The sequence below is a fragment of the Dactylosporangium cerinum genome (assembly GCF_042653625.1).
GTDB classification, from domain to species: Bacteria; Actinomycetota; Actinomycetes; order Mycobacteriales; family Micromonosporaceae; genus Dactylosporangium; species Dactylosporangium cerinum.
In genome coordinates, this window is sequence record NZ_JBHSIU010000066.1 from 100,294 (window position 1) to 112,933 (window position 12,640).

Below are 12,640 nucleotides of genomic sequence, written 5' to 3' on the forward strand. Positions count from 1 at the left end.
ATCCGGCCGTGCCAGCAGACTGGCGGCACACTGCTCAACAGCGAGGTGGTCGATGTCCTCGGACACGCCTGAGGTGGCCCAGCTGCTCGCCGACGACGGCTTTGCCGGGCGGCTGGCCGAGCTGGCCGGTTCGCTCGGGCGGGACCGGGGCGAGGTGGCCGCCGAGGCCGCCGGCTACCTGCGCGAGATGGGCGCGATGCACAGCGCGCGGGCGATGAGCACCTGGTCCAGGTTCACGACGTGGATGTTCCGCGCGCACGAGCTGCTCGTGGACGAAGAGGCCGCGCGCCGGCTGCAGGGGCTGGACCAGAAGTACTCGCTGCTGTTCCTGTTCTCGCACCGGTCCTATCTGGACGGTGCGGCGGTGCCGGTGGCGCTGGAGCGGCACGGGCTCAGCCCGGCGTTCACGCTGGGCGGGGCCAACCTGAGCTTCTTCCCCGTCAACCATCTTGCCCGCCGCTCCGGCATCGTCTACATCCGCCGGGCGACGCAGGACCAGCCGGTGTACCGGCTGACGCTGCGCGCGTACATCGGCCAGCTGATCCGCAACCGGCAGAACCTCAGCTGGTCCATCGAGGGTGGCCGGACCCGCACGGGCAAGCTGCGTCCGCCGACCTACGGCATCCTGCGCTACGTGGTGGACGCGATCGACGCCGCGCCGGACACCGAGGCGCTGATCGTGCCGGTGTCCATCGTGTACGAGCAGCTGCACGAGGTCGGCGCGATGACCGCGGAGGCACGCGGCGCGCGGAAACGGCCCGAGGACGTGCGCTGGCTCGTCAACTTCGCCCGGCTGCAGGCCAACCGGCTCGGCCGGGCCTACCTGGACTTCGGTGAGCCGGTCCCGCTCCGCGAGCGGATGGCCGAGCTGCGCGACGACCAGCAGGGGCGGCACGTCGTCGAGCGGATCGCACTGGACACGTCGCACTGCATCAACCAGGCGACCCCGGTGACCGTAACCGCCGTCGTCTGCCTCGCGATGCTGGCCGCCGACCGGGCGCTGACCCTGGACGGGGTGCTGCGGACCGTCGCGCCGATGGCGACCTACATCGCATCCCGGCGCTGGCCGGTGGCGGGCGCGGCGGACCTCACCGACCGGGACACGGTCCGCCGCACGCTGCAGGAACTGGTCGCCTCCGGGGTGCTGACGAGCTACGACGGCGGCACCGAGCCGGTGTGGGTGATCGGCCCGGGGCAGCACCTGGTGGCCGCGTTCTACCGCAACACCGCGATCCACCTGCTGGTCGACCGGGCGATCGGGGAGCTCGCCCTGGTCGCCGCGGCCGAAGGCGGCCCGGACGGTCTGACGACGGCGACCGAGGAGGCGCTGCGGCTGCGCGACCTGCTGAAGTTCGACTTCTTCTTCGCCAGCCGCCGCAACTTCGCCGAGCAGATGGCGCTGGAGCTGGCCATCATCGAGCCGGGCGACGCCGACACGCTGCGCGAGTTCACGCCGGACGACGCACGCCAGTGGCTGCAGCACGGCCGGCCACTGGTCGCCCCGCTGGTGCTGCGGCCGTTCCTCGACGCCTACCACCTGGTGGCCGACCGGCTCGCCGCCTGGGAGGACGAGACGTTCGACGAGTCCCGGTTCCTCGACGAGTGCCTGCGCGTCGGGCGGCAGTGGGCGTTGCAGGGGCGGCTGGCCAGCGAGGAGTCGGTGTCGCTGGAACTGTTCAAACCGGCGCTGCAGCTGGCCCGGCACCGCGGGCTCCTGGACGCGGGCCCGCCGGACCTGCGGCAGCGCCGGTCGGACTTCCGCGACGAGCTGCGCGAGTCCGTCCGCCGGGCGACGGTGGTCGCCGAACTGGTGCGTCAGCCACCCGGATAGCGGCGGTCATCCGACCACCCTGGTCCCCGGGGTGTCACCCGGCAGCTGGCTCGAGTCGTTGTCCAGGACGTGCAGGGGAGTGCTCGCGATCGTCACGCCGCCGGAGGTGTACGCGGTGACGACCGCAGGGCTGCCCGGCGGGACGGTGGTCGTGCCGGCTCCGGACGCGTCCAGTGACACCGGCACGGGGGAGCCGCCGCCGGCCGTGACGGTGACCGACGCGGCGCCCGGCGGTGCCACCACGACGACCTGGTCGGTCTGGGTGTCCTTGCCCTCGGCGCGCAGCCGCCACGCGATCGGCCGCTCGAAGGCGCCGGCGGCGGGCAGGAGCAGCCGCAGGTCGAGCCGCCGCCAGTCGACGCCGCCGTGCATGGCGTACACGATGACGCCACCACCGTGCGGCTGGACGGTCAGCAGGCCGGCGGGCAGGCCGTTGACGGTGCCGGTCCACAGCAGCCTGATGGTCACGTCCTCGACCGCGAGGCGGCTGTCGTTCAGTGCCGTCACTGCGAACGCGAGGAACCTGTCCCGGTCCAGGCCCGGCCCCCGCGCGTCGCGGGCGGCGGCGTCGAGCATCTCGGGGCTCGGATCCATTCCGCTGCCGTAGCGGCCCGACCAGCCGCCGTCCAGGCCACCATCGAAATAGGGTGCGCCATCGACGGTGATCCGGGTCGCGAGCCGCGGCGGGCCACCGGGCGGCAGATCGGCCAGGGCGACGCCGCTGCCGTCGGCGGAGGTGGCGAGGAGCCGGCGCTCCACAGTGCCGGCCGCGGAGTACGTGGCGCCGCCGCTGATCGTCACCGTCGCCCCCGGAGGTCCGATGACGACCGCCACGCCGCCGCGGTCGACCGAACCGTCCAGCAGCGTCGCGACCGGAGTGTCCGCGTTCGTGTTCGAGTCCTGCTCCATCTGCTCGGGCGCGGCGCCGGTCGGCCCCGTGTACCAGACCAGCGTCCAGCTTTTGATTACCCCGAAGTGCAGCGGCACCAGGACAAGCGCAAGGCGCATGCCGGGGACGTCCCCGGCGTACACGACGCGGATCGTGCCCCGGTCACCGACCCGCCACCACCCCTCCGGGTCCTGCATGTCCTTGACCTGCCGCCGCAGCCCGTCCTGCCAGGCGACGTCGCCGGCGAGGCCACCCCTGGGCGGACCCGCCGACAGCCGCGACGGGGCGGCGGCGACCGCGACGCCCGGCATCCAGCCCGGCAGCGGCACCACGTTGCTCTGCACGCCGACCGCGAGCACGAGGAAGCCGGCAACGGCGGACCGTCGGACCCGGCGCAGCCGCCGGTGGCGGGTCTCCCGGGCGGCGAACCGCGGCCACGGGTCCTCCGCCGTGGTGGCCTTGGCGGCCTCGTCGGTCAGGGCCGCGCGCAGAGCGGCCGCAACATGCTCGGTCATGCCGGATCTCCCTGCAGGCGGGCCGGGGCGTTCCCCGGGTACGGGTCGATGTGGTCGCGCAACCGGGCCAGACCACGCGACGCCTGGCTCTTCACCGACCCGGTCGAGCAGCCGAGCACCTTGGCGATGTCGGCCTCGCTGAGGTCCTCGAAGTACCGCAGCACGAGGATGGCCCGGGTCCGCGGCGGCAACTTCCGCAACGCCACCAGCAGCTGCTGCCTGGTCTCCGCCTGGTCGTACTGGTCCGCCGCCGGCGCCGCATCGGCCGCCAGCAACGGCACCTCGACGACCCTTCTGCGCCGCCGCCAGGAGATCGCGGTGTTGACCATCGCCCGGCGCACGTAGAGCTCAGGCGCGTCGGACCGCAGGATCCGCCCCCACCGCCGGTGCGACTTCTCCAGCACTGACTGCACGAGGTCCTCGGCGGCGCCCCGGTCCCCGGTCAGCAGCAACGCTGTGCGGGTCAACGGCCCCCACTGCGCCGTGACGAACGCCCGGAACCCGTCATCGTCCATAGAAGGAAAGACGCCTCCTGCGGCGAACAGGTTGAGTGTGCCTTCCAGATCCAGCAGAGCGGCCGGCGGTAGCATCGACGACCATGACGGCCCGGAGGCTCCGGCAGGCGGCGGCGGTCACCTTCGGGTGGATCGTCGTGTTCGACGCGCTGCACGTGTACTGGCAGCTGGGCGGCCGGTTCGGGTTCGGCGACCAGGCCGACCCGCTGCCCTCGGCGCAGACCGCCGGGCAGCGGGTGTTCGCGGCGGTCGTGCTGGCGCTGTTCGTGATCGGCACGGTCCTGCCGCTGGCGTTCGTGCAGGGGTGGGGCCGTCGCATCCCGCGCTGGATCCTGCTCACCATGGCGTGGGTCGCCGCGGGGCTGCTCAGCGTGCGCGCCGTGGCCGCGTTCCTCGACGACGCGATGCGCACCGTGTTCGGATCATCGACGGGCCTGACCGGGCTGACCTACGAGCAGCTGCTGGGCACCGCCACGCCCTCGGCGTACACGTTGTGGTCCGCCCGCACGATCGACGCGTACTTCCTCCTCGGTGGCGTGCTCTACGGCGCGACCGCCTGGTATGCCCGCCGGGCTGAGACCGGAAAAGACTAACGGCGCAGTGACGATCCATGCCAGCTGATGCCCGCGGACCGGTTCAGGCATGCAGAGTGGGCCGGTAGATGAGCTCCTGGGTGCGGCCGTCGAGCGTCCGGCTCTCGAGCAGCTCGAGGTCGAAGTCGGCCGCGTCCTGGAAGATCGGGTCCGTGCCGGTCCGGCCGCTGATCACCGGGAAGATGGTGACCTGGACGCGGTCGACCAGGCCGGCGGCCATCAGCGCCCGGTTCAGCTGCAGGCTGCCGTGCGAGCGCAACGGCACCGCGGACTCCTTCTTGAGGCGGGCGACGACCTCGACGGCGTCGCCGCTCTCCAGGGTCGCGTCCGGCCAGTCCAGGGGCCCGCGCAGGGTGGAGGAGACCACCGTGGTCGGCATGGCCTTCATCCGGGTGCTGATCGGGTCGGTCATCGGCGACTCCGCAGAGCCCGGCCCGAGGAAGTGCACGAACTCCCGGAATGTGTTGGCCCCGATGACCAGCCGCTGCTCCTCGCTGAACTGGGCGAGCCGACGGTCGAGAAACTCGGGTCCCTGCTTGCCCCAGTAGCCGCCCCAGTCGCCGTTGCTGTCGTAGGAGCCGAAGCCGTCGAGGGTGCAGAAGACGTCGAAGGTGTAGGTGACAGTCATGGTGTTCGCCTCCGCGGTATGGGTGCCCTTCCTGGGCGGCCCTCACTCCACCTACGAACAGCACGACCCCGATCCGACAACCGCGTGCGGATTTTTCCTGGGTTCAGCGCTCCGGGAGTGAGATTGCCACGGGTTGACCCGCCCGTGTCCGGAGGCCGAAGGCGGTCACCGCCACGGCCACCACCGTCGCGGCCAGCGGGACCCACAACGCCACCCGCACCGCGGCGAGCCCCGTGTCGCCGGTGAAGGCGCCGGATCCACCGTCCAGGGCGGCCACACTCACCGCGGTCACCGCCGACAGGCCGAGCGCCGTGCCGAACTGCAGGGCCGTGTACAGCAGGCCGGCGGCGAGGCCGTGCTCGTCCTCGTCGATGTCGTCGGTGGCGGCCATGGTCAGCGGACCGTAGGCCAGCGAGAAGCCCAACCCGAGCAGCACCAGCGCGGGCAGCATCATCGCGTACGTCCAGTCCAGGCCGACCGGCAGGAACACGGCGTACGCGAGCGCCGCGGACACCAGGCCGCCGAACAGCACCCGCACGTTGCCGAACCGTTCGACGAGCCTGGGTGTCAGGGTCGGCGCGAGCACCGTGTCGACGGCGACGACCAGCAGCGCGAGACCGGTCTGCAGGGTCGTCCAGCCGCGCAGCTCCTGCAGGTACAGCGTCATCAGGAACTGAAACCCGGCGAACGCGGCCAGAAACAGCAGGGCGACGAGGTTCGCCCGCACCAGGGGAGCCGACCGCAGGATGCCCAGGCGCACCAGCGGTGCCGCCGACCGCTGCTCGACCGCGATGAACATCAGCAGCGCCATGATCGCGGCCGCGAAGACGGCCACCGTCACGGCCGTGCCGTCGCCGGGGCGCTCGAGGCGGATCACACCGTAGACCGTCAGGAGCATCGCGGCGGTGCTGGACACCGCGCCGGCAAGGTCGAAACGCATCCATCGGAACGCGCCGGCGTCGCCGTTGTGCTCCTTCAGCAGGGGTACGGCTGCCAGCAGGATCAACGCGGCGACGATGACCGGTGCGAAGAAGACCCATCGCCAGCCGATCGACGTGAGGAGGCCCCCGGCGACCAGGCCGAGGGAGAACCCGCCGGCCGCCGCACCGGCGTAGACGCCGAGCGCCTTCGTCCGTTGCGGGCCGGCCGGGAAGTTGCCGGTGATCAGCGCCAGACCGGCCGGTGTCATGAACGCCGCCGCGACCCCGGTGACGAACCGGGCCAGCAGCAGCATCCAGCCGGTGGTCGCCAGGCCGCCGATCCCGGAGAAGACCAGGAAGACCATCAGCCAGAGCAGGAACATGCGTCGATGGCCGAGCAGGTCGGCGGCCCGCCCGCCGAGCAGCATGAAGCCGCCGTAGCCGAGGACGTAGGCGCTGACCACGCCGCTGAGTGCCCCCGTCGACAGCCCGAGGTCGGCTCGGATCTCCGGCAGCGCGATGTTGACCATCGCCACGTCGATGCCTTCGAGGAAGATCGCGCCGCACAACACGAACAGCACGCCCCACGCGCGCGGTGTGAACATCAAGAATTCCCTTCTATCGGACCGGTATCCGCAAGGCCTGCCGGTTCCTTCTTGTAACTAGGAGCATCGTTGGGCACCATCGGGAGGTATGAAAGAAGGCACTTCCGAGACACCCGGTTACTGCCGGGATACCGAGGACTACGACGTCCGGCAGTGGGACACCAGGGAGGACTGCGAGGTCCGGCAGATCCTCGACCGGATCGCCGACAAGTGGTCACTGCTCGTGATCGCCCTGCTCGACCGGCGCAGCCTGCGCTTCACCGAGCTGCGTCGCGCGGTCGACGGGGTCAGCCAGCGCATGCTCGCGCGCACCCTGCGCCAGCTGGAACGTGACGGCCTGGTGCACCGCACGGTCCACGCCGTCGTCCCGCCGCGGGTCGACTACGAGCTGACGCCGCTCGGCGCGACCCTGCACTCGACGATCCGCGCGCTCGTCGACTGGACCGAGGGGCACCAGAACGAGATCGCCGCCGCGCGCGCCGCCTACGACATCCGCGAAGCCGAGGAGCGCGCAGCCCAGGAACAGGAGGTGGCCCGCCGCGACGCCGTCGCCCGCGACGTCCTCGCCGGCCGTCGCTGAACGGAACTGCCGCAAGCTGCGACTCACTTGCCTGAGTGGAAAACGAGGGGTAGCTTTCTCTTCAGGAAAGTACGTGACTGGAGAGGAAGGGCGCCGGCATGACTACCGCCGCCGACCAGGACCAGCGCATCCAGGGGCTGCCGGTGTGGTATCTGGTGCTGGCTGGGGCGCTGGTCGCCAGTTACGACATCAGCCACGAGGCTCCCAGCGGCAGCCCGGCACGGGGTCTGTTGCCGGTCGGGATCCTGCTGCTGCACCTCGTGCTCTGGGTGAGCGTGCTGCGCCGGCGGATGCGATACACGCGGGCCGTGCTGCGCTCGCCCCGCACGCGGGTGCTCGCCATCTGCCTGACTGTGCTGCGCGGCCTGCTCGGTGTGCTGCTCGGCGGGCTTTACCACGGCCCGCACCCTCACCTGGTGATCGGACTCGTCATGTTCGTGCTCGTGCCGGTGGGCATCTGGTGTGACCAGTGGCTGATCCTGCGGGTTCTCCGGAGGGAGCGTGAGCATGCCACCGCACAAGCCGGCAGCGCCGCCGACCATGCCGCCGTCTGACGAGGAGCCCACGCCCCAGCAGGCGGCGCGGTCGCTGCAGGAGCTGACCACCCGCCGTCATCAGGCGGCGCGCGTGCGCTCGCCGCGCTGGATGCGATGGCTCGGCGGCGCGGTGCTGGCAGGAGAGGGGCTCGCCCAGGACCTGTTTCCACCGGCGTCCGGGGTGATCAGCCTCGGCGTGATCGCCGTGCTGCTGGTCCTCGCGCTCGCGGTTCGCTTCCGGCCGGTCGGGGCCGCTCTGGGCTACCGTGCGTCGGTACGGGGCCGGCCGCCGACCAATGTCTCCGTGGTGACCATCGGTGGGATCGCCGCGATCATCGCCGTCGAGTTCGCACTGCACCAGGTGGCGCAGCAGACCCACTGGCCCTGGAGCCATACGATCACCGGGGTCCTCGTCGGTCTCCTGCTCGCGCTGGGTCTGCCCTGGGCAGTCGAGCAGGCTTATCGGGACCATGAGGAGGCACGGCGCGATGGCGACTGAGGGACTGCAGCAGACGCTGCTCGATCCAACCCGTTTCTCGATCGTGTCCTTGCTGGCGGCCACCGATTGGGCCGAGTTCGGCTTCGTCCGCGACACCGTCGGGCTGTCCGACTCGGCACTGTCCAAGCAGGTCGCGACGCTTGCCAACCTGGAGTTCGTCGAGGTCGTAAAGGGCTACGTCGGCAAGCGTCCGCGCACCTGGATTCGGCTGAGCACCACCGGCCGCTCCGCACTGGGCCGTCACATCACCGCGTTGCAGCACATCGCCGCCACCGCGGCCGAGCATGGCATCGCCCACCGCGTCGAGCGGGGCCCAGCAACGGCGTGAGGCGGTCGAGGAGGGTTCGTGCCGCTTCTCGACTCCGCACGACATCAGGGACGATTCCCAGCCCACTCGCCGGCGAGCATGGCGAAGACCAGTTCGGTGCACCACTCGCCCTTGAGCTTCTCGTTGTTGACGAAGCGCGCTTCCTGCCGCATCCCGATCCTGCGGGCGAGGTTCGCCGAGGCCGTGTTGCGTTCGTCGATGCTGGCGGTGATCCGATGCAGTCCCAGCTCGTCAAAGCCGAGTCCCAATGCTGCGCGCGCCGCTTCGGTTGCGTAGCCACGGCCGGCGAAGTCCGGGTTGATGGCGTAGCCGAGCTGGCCGCTGCGGTGTTCCCGGCTGCTCCAGAGCAGCATCACCTCACCTACCAGAGTCCGGGTCGCTGCCACTTCGACGCCGAGCGTCAGCGCCTGCCCCTCGTCGGTGAGCGCGGTTGTCGCCCACGGCCCGGCCAGCCGGTCGATGACCGCTGCACGATTCAGCGGATCGAAGGGGACGTACCGGCAGACGTCCGGGCGGCTGCGGTAGGCCAGCAGCGCGTCGGCGTCGTCGAATCCCAACGGGCGCAGCAGCAGTCGTGGAGTTCGGACCGGATAGCCAGTGCGGAGCTGAAGGTGTCGCTCTCGTTGCACGACGACATCATGTCAGCCGTCGCGCAACCAAAAGATCAAGCCACGAGGACCGTCCACCATGGGAACTCGGCTCAGTCCAGCGGGATCGGCTCGCGACGGAAGGTGAGCCGGGTTCCCGGGCCGGTTCGGTGCCGGCGCAGCACCTGCCGGATCAGCGCGACGCCGGCCTCGACGCTGTCGAAGACGCCGATGCTGATCGTCACGGCCCGCTCGCCACCGGGCGCCAGCGACCAGCCACTCGTCGCCGCCCAGCCGAGGTCGGCCTTGCTCAGCGTCCGGTGCAGATCGACGCGCACCGCAGAGGCGAAAGCGTCCGACCGGTTGCCCAGGGGAAGCTCGAGCTCGAGCCGGTGCCGCCGGGAACCGCGCAGCGGGCTGGGGCCGAACCGTTCCGCGACGAGTGAGCCGCGCGGCAGCCCGGCACGCTCCTCGTCGGTCCAGCACCGCTCGGCCGGGCCGCTCGCAGCGGGCAGATCACCGGTCGCCAGCGTGGCTTCGGCCGCGTTCAGCAGGTCCCGCCACGCGGCGAACGGAAACTCGCCACCCGGGCGGCGCAGGCTGTACAGGTAGCGGTCCACGCCGACCGGTTCGTCCTGATCGACCGTCCAGGTCCCGGCGGCGTCCTGGCGCCATGCCACGCCGCTGTGCCGCCCGTCGACCCGGTGCAGCCAGTCCCGGGTGCGGGGCCACCACACCGCGACCGGCACCGGCGGGCCGAAGTCGATGGGCAGGGTCGGCGTCATCGGGTCCGTCGTCACGCGGGGGAGGGGTGGCGTCCCGAACGCGGCGTCCATCAACGGCGTGACGGCGTCCAGGTCGTCGCCGTGGTCGAGGACGACGAACCGCGCGGCCAGTGCCAGGACCGGGCCGGGATGCCGCAGTGCGGGGTCGAGCACGGCGGCAGCGCGGGCGATCAGGTCGAGCTCGGTCCAGCGCAGCGCGTCGGGGTGCCAGTGGGACTGGTCGTCCCAGCCGAGCTCCAACGTCGAGGCGCTGTCCTGGGTACGCATCCCCAAACGGATGATGCCGCATCGGGTGTCGAAGTCGAGCACCAGCGCGTAGCCGCCACCGACCGGAAACACCGCGCCCAACGGCACGATCTCGACCTCGGCCTCCTCGTCTTCGTCGTGCGCGTCGCGGGCGCCGACGTCGAAGAAGTAGGCACGCCAGAAGTCCGGGTCGTCCAGGCGGATTCGCAGCTGGTCGGGCAGCGGCATCAGGCCGGACCTGCCTCGGCGTCTGTCGCGGGTTCCTCCGCGCGCACGAAGGCGAACGGCGAGTCGGAGACGAACGACAACTGCACCGAGAGCTCCCGAACCTGCGCTTCGAGCAGCGGCCGGCCGGCGACCGCAACCGCGTAACCTGCGATCTCGACCCGGCTGATCGCGTGCTCCTCCACCTGGGGCCCGCCGTCCCACTCGTCGGTGACGACCTGCCGGTGCGCTTCCACCCGGATCTGCCCGACCCCGGCCACCGCCCAACGAAACTCGGTGCGATCGGTGTACCAGGGCCGCAGGTACTCATGCCAGCCGGTGCCGTCCGGCCGGAACATGAGGACCTCGTCCTCCATGGCCGAATGAAACCCGTGATCGAGCGACCACAATCCAAGAAGCTCCTTCATCGCTGGTGACCGTTCTTCGGGGTGGTGGCGATCCAGGCGGCCCGCTGCGGGGTGACGAGCGGACCCAGCACCGGATCGGTGAGCAGCTCCAACGGCGCGATGCGCAGCGGGTCGGCGCTGTGCCACCGAGGCACCGCCTCGGCGAGGACCGCCCATGCCGCCTCGGCGTCGCCCCGGCGCACCAGGTCGCGGGCCCGGTCGAACTCCGGCGGCTCCGGCGGCACCGCCGCGTCGACGGCCGCCCCGAGCGCCTCGTCGACCATCCGCCGGGCCCACGCACCGGGCTCGCGTCGCAGGAACAGCGGCACGAGCTCGGCCCGCACCCGACCGGCGCCGACCGCCTCGATGACATGCGGGTGCGCGAGCACGTCGTTGCGGATCCTGTGCTGCACATCGGGCTGCAGGAACGCCGCGACCACGACGGCCAGGTACTGTCCCGCGCCCGAGCCCTTGCGGGCCGCCGCCTCGAACAGCTCGCCCGCCGCCTCGGCCTCGCCCAGCAGCGCCATCCGCCGCCCCTCGGTGACGAGTGCGGCCGCACCGTCGGGCTCGACCGCCCGTCCCTCACGGGCGTTGAGCTCCTCGAACGACTCCCGCTCGGCCGCGACCAGGTCGGCGAACGAGTCGTACCGGTCGCCGAGACCCGGATACCACGAGGCCCAGCCGTACGCCGCCCACTCCCCGTTGTCGTCGACGTCCGAGGGGTCGAGCAGCCAGTAGCAGGCGTCCGCGTCGGCGGACACCAGCAGCGCCCGTGCCATCAGCTCCTCATCCTCGTCACCGAGGTCGCACAGCTCAGGCACGAGGTCCCGCAGCCACCCGACATCGGCCGTGGTCCGCATCGTCCACACGAACGGCCCCAGCTCGAGCCACCCGTCCGACGCCTCGAGAAACGCCCGGTACCCGGGCGGGAGCGCCACTCCGAGCCGCGCCTCGACGGCGGCGAGCGCGTCCTCGCCCGCCCCGGCGAACCCGAGCCACCCGCCGGCCCGCCGTTCCTCCCCGAGCCCTTCCAACCGCTCGGGGTCGGCGACGCGGAGGAAGTCGGCGCTGTAACCGGCAAGGTACGCCCGCCACTGCTCGGCCGTGCGGGGCCGCTCGATCAACGTCACGCCCCACCCTACGACGCAGAGGAGGCATCGACGTGACCGTCGTCATCCCGGGATACGTCGCAGCACTGAGCCATGCACCTGGCTGAACTCAGCTGATCTTCGCCGGTAGCTGTCCGCGTGCCGTACGTGCCGGATCTGCATGTGTTGTTGACCGCTGGATACCGTGTGGAGCACGGCGGGCTCGCCTGCGTCGTTACGCCCGTCGATCTCGGTGCAGTGGTCCTGCCGACCGGCCGGGTCGTGGGCTGCGACCCGCTGATTCCGCGCACGACGCCGTTCGTCGAGGTGGTGGCGCCGGGCCGCTACGAGCTGAGGGCCTGGGTGGCGGTGGTGCACAGCGACGGCGGCAATAGCCGCCGGATCGCCGCGCTGCAGCTGGTGGTGGCGGACGCGCCGACCGTGTCCTGGACCATGGCGTTGCTGCCGGGCAATGACCCCGCCTCGCTCGGCGATGACGACTACTTCGGTTACCTGGTCGACTCCGGTACTGCGACGCTGGCCGACCAGATCGCGATCGAGGCGCTGAGCAAATGGGACTACGACCAGATGGACGAGGCGTTCATTCCGGCACAGATCCCAGCTGACCCGATCGAGGCCGTCCTCGCGGCGGTCGTCGACGAGCCAACCGGGGCCAATGTGTACGTCGTCGGTGCCGGATGGGGTGACGGCGTGTACGCGACCTATGTCGGCCGCGCGGACGACGGGCAGATCACGAGCTTCGTCACGGACTTCGGCGTGGTGCCGGTCCCGCCCCTGACGGGCCTCTGAGCGAGCGGCAGCCGGTGTCCGGCGTTCGCCGGGCGTTCGCCGCCTGGGTGCGAGCCCGACGCCTGGTGCCG

The 12,640-nt window shown here is 71.4% G+C and carries 15 protein-coding genes; 7 read left to right on the forward strand and 8 right to left on the reverse strand.

Annotation, left to right across the window (positions count from 1 at the left end; all coding sequences use genetic code 11):
• The first annotated feature begins 52 nt into the window (after nt 1-52).
• Nucleotides 53-1,831, forward strand: a complete 1,779-nt coding sequence (locus ACFPIJ_RS42790) for a lysophospholipid acyltransferase (RefSeq protein ID WP_380124528.1) — start codon at nt 53-55, stop codon at nt 1,829-1,831.
• Between the two features lie 6 nt (nt 1,832-1,837).
• Here the strand turns inward: ACFPIJ_RS42790 and ACFPIJ_RS42795 are convergent, their stop codons facing one another.
• Both ACFPIJ_RS42795 and ACFPIJ_RS42800 read right to left on the reverse strand, forming a co-directional pair.
• Nucleotides 1,838-3,235 (reverse strand): hypothetical protein, encoded by a 1,398-nt coding sequence (locus ACFPIJ_RS42795; protein ID WP_380124529.1) that lies wholly within the window; start codon nt 3,233-3,235, stop codon nt 1,838-1,840.
• A complete protein-coding gene (locus ACFPIJ_RS42800) occupies nt 3,232-3,750 on the reverse strand; it encodes a SigE family RNA polymerase sigma factor (RefSeq protein ID WP_380124531.1) in 519 nt (172 codons plus the stop codon). The genes ACFPIJ_RS42795 and ACFPIJ_RS42800 overlap by 4 nt, the downstream gene beginning before the upstream one ends.
• An 83-nt stretch (nt 3,751-3,833) precedes the next feature.
• On the opposite strand from ACFPIJ_RS42800, the gene ACFPIJ_RS42805 reads away from it, so the two are divergent.
• Nucleotides 3,834-4,343, forward strand: coding sequence for a DUF3995 domain-containing protein (locus tag ACFPIJ_RS42805; protein WP_380124533.1), 510 nt, complete (start codon nt 3,834-3,836; stop codon nt 4,341-4,343).
• Between the two features lie 43 nt (nt 4,344-4,386).
• Here the strand turns inward: ACFPIJ_RS42805 and ACFPIJ_RS42810 are convergent, their stop codons facing one another.
• Together ACFPIJ_RS42810 and ACFPIJ_RS42815 are read right to left on the reverse strand one after the other, a co-directional pair.
• On the reverse strand, nt 4,387-4,971 hold the full coding sequence (locus tag ACFPIJ_RS42810; protein ID WP_380124534.1) for a dihydrofolate reductase family protein: 585 nt from the start codon (nt 4,969-4,971) through the stop codon (nt 4,387-4,389).
• A 103-nt stretch (nt 4,972-5,074) separates the two neighbouring features.
• A complete protein-coding gene (locus tag ACFPIJ_RS42815; RefSeq protein WP_380124536.1) occupies nt 5,075-6,496 on the reverse strand; it encodes an MFS transporter in 1,422 nt (473 codons plus the stop codon).
• Between the two features lie 88 nt (nt 6,497-6,584).
• On the opposite strand from ACFPIJ_RS42815, the gene ACFPIJ_RS42820 reads away from it, so the two are divergent.
• From ACFPIJ_RS42820 to ACFPIJ_RS42835, 4 genes are all read left to right on the forward strand, one after another.
• Nucleotides 6,585-7,076, forward strand: a complete 492-nt coding sequence (locus tag ACFPIJ_RS42820) for a winged helix-turn-helix transcriptional regulator (RefSeq protein ID WP_380124538.1) — start codon at nt 6,585-6,587, stop codon at nt 7,074-7,076.
• Nucleotides 7,077-7,174: 98 nt separating this feature from the next.
• The gene (locus tag ACFPIJ_RS42825) at nt 7,175-7,630 is read left to right on the forward strand and encodes a hypothetical protein (protein ID WP_380124540.1); all 456 of its coding nucleotides are present in this window, start codon (nt 7,175-7,177) and stop codon (nt 7,628-7,630) included.
• Nucleotides 7,584-8,111: a hypothetical protein gene (locus ACFPIJ_RS42830; RefSeq protein ID WP_380124542.1), complete on the forward strand. Its 528-nt coding sequence runs from the start codon at nt 7,584-7,586 to the stop codon at nt 8,109-8,111. The genes ACFPIJ_RS42825 and ACFPIJ_RS42830 overlap by 47 nt, the downstream gene beginning before the upstream one ends.
• Nucleotides 8,083-8,439, forward strand: a complete 357-nt coding sequence (locus tag ACFPIJ_RS42835) for a transcriptional regulator (RefSeq protein ID WP_380124544.1) — start codon at nt 8,083-8,085, stop codon at nt 8,437-8,439. Before ACFPIJ_RS42830 ends, ACFPIJ_RS42835 begins: the two co-directional genes overlap by 29 nt.
• A 44-nt stretch (nt 8,440-8,483) precedes the next feature.
• On the opposite strand, the gene ACFPIJ_RS42840 is transcribed toward ACFPIJ_RS42835, so the two are convergent.
• The 4 genes from ACFPIJ_RS42840 to ACFPIJ_RS42855 all read right to left on the reverse strand — a co-directional run bounded on the left by ACFPIJ_RS42840 (nt 8,484) and on the right by ACFPIJ_RS42855 (nt 11,801).
• Nucleotides 8,484-9,068, reverse strand: a complete 585-nt coding sequence (locus tag ACFPIJ_RS42840) for a GNAT family N-acetyltransferase (RefSeq protein ID WP_380124546.1) — start codon at nt 9,066-9,068, stop codon at nt 8,484-8,486.
• A gap of 71 nt (nt 9,069-9,139) precedes the next feature.
• Nucleotides 9,140-10,285, reverse strand: a complete 1,146-nt coding sequence (locus tag ACFPIJ_RS42845) for a hypothetical protein (protein WP_380124548.1) — start codon at nt 10,283-10,285, stop codon at nt 9,140-9,142.
• Nucleotides 10,285-10,638, reverse strand: coding sequence for a hypothetical protein (locus ACFPIJ_RS42850; RefSeq protein ID WP_380124550.1), 354 nt, complete (start codon nt 10,636-10,638; stop codon nt 10,285-10,287). Before ACFPIJ_RS42850 ends, ACFPIJ_RS42845 begins: the two co-directional genes overlap by 1 nt.
• Before the next feature lie 47 nt (nt 10,639-10,685).
• Entirely contained in the window at nt 10,686-11,801 is a 1,116-nt protein-coding gene (locus ACFPIJ_RS42855; RefSeq protein ID WP_380124552.1) for an SMI1/KNR4 family protein, read from the reverse strand.
• 117 nt (nt 11,802-11,918) lie between these two features.
• On the opposite strand from ACFPIJ_RS42855, the gene ACFPIJ_RS42860 reads away from it, so the two are divergent.
• Entirely contained in the window at nt 11,919-12,569 is a 651-nt protein-coding gene (locus tag ACFPIJ_RS42860; RefSeq protein WP_380124554.1) for a DUF4241 domain-containing protein, read from the forward strand.
• Nucleotides 12,570-12,640: the final 71 nt, after the last annotated feature.